Source organism: Capnocytophaga canis, from assembly GCF_000827555.1.
GTDB classification, from domain to species: domain Bacteria; phylum Bacteroidota; class Bacteroidia; order Flavobacteriales; family Flavobacteriaceae; genus Capnocytophaga; species Capnocytophaga canis.
The window spans coordinates 1-1,323 of record NZ_CDOI01000079.1 but is presented as its reverse complement, the minus strand read 5'-3'; the positions used below and the strand labels follow the sequence as shown (position 1 = coordinate 1,323).

At 42.9% G+C, this 1,323-nt stretch carries 1 protein-coding gene; it reads right to left on the bottom strand.

Translation table 11 applies throughout. The features are described from left to right. Nucleotides 1-1,323: Ig-like domain-containing protein (locus tag CCAND38_RS11840; RefSeq protein ID WP_042343556.1), on the bottom strand; the 1,323-nt coding region annotated here is incomplete at both ends.

The window sequence follows — 1,323 nt, the reverse complement described above, 5'->3', positions numbered from 1 at the left end:
AAGTCTGTCGAAGGAGTAAACGTATATGTTCCGTCTGCGTTCAACACAAAGGTATGTCCTCCTGTGGTATTTGTCTGAGTTGTCCATACTTGCGTATCTCCCTCAGGATCTAAATCGTTCGTTCCTACACTTCCTGAAACTTGAGTATTTACATAAGTATTATTAATGTCATCTTTCGCTACGGTCGTATTTGTTGGTGTTACTACCTCCGTAACTGTTATTACTACAGTAGCTGTGTCGCAGGTAATCGTTCCTGATTTTGTACAGATTCTATAACCTATCGTATACGTTCCCGTTGGTGTACCTGATGGTACGGTTACGTTTCCTGTCGATGGGTCTAATATCGGTACGATTGTTCCTGTTGGAGTTTTCGTTACCGTTATTGTTACATCAGATGTTGTTGGTGTGTTCGTGCCAATTTTATCATTATCCAACACGTTAACTACAGTTCCACTTTCTGTGGTCGTTACAGTGACTACATCATCAGTAGCGGTGACTACCGTAGGGGTCGTTGGAGTTGTTACCTCTGTAACTACCACCGTTACCGTAGCTGTGTCGCAGGTAATCGTTCCTACTTTTGTACAGATGCTATATCCTATCGTATACGTTCCCGTTGGAGTACCTGATGGTACCGTAACATCTCCTGTTACAGGGTCTAAGTTCGGCACAACTGCTCCTGTTGGAGTTTTCGTTACCGTTATCGTTACATCAGATGTCGTCGGTGTGTTCGTGCCAAGCTTGTCGTTATCCAATACGTTTCCTACTGTTTGCGTGTTGGTCGAAGTGGTAACTGTAAACGTATCTGTATTCGCTGTAGGCGTAGCTACTTGCTTCACTGAGATGTAAACCGTCGCCGTTGCACATGCTTGAGGTGTTCCATCATCACATACTTCATATGTATAAGATACCGTTCCTACAAAACCTGTAGAAGGAGTAAACGTATATCTTCCGTCTGAGTTCAACACAAAGCTATGTCCTCCTACTGTATTTGTTTGTATTGTCCATACTTGCGTATCCCCCTCAGGATCTAAATCGTTCGCTGCTACACTTCCTGAAACTTGAGTATTTACATAAGTAGTTCTAAAGTCATCCTTCGCTACAGTCGTATTGATCGTAGGTGTCGTTACCTCAGTAACTGTTATTACTACAGTAGCCGTAGCACAAGTAATCGTTCCTGATTTTGTACAGATTTCATAGCCTATAACATACGTTCCCGTTGGTGTGCCTGATGATACCGTAACATTTCCTGTCGATGGGTCTAAGTTCGGTACGATTGTTCCCGTTGGGGTTGACGTTACAGTTATCGTTACATCAGATGTTGTT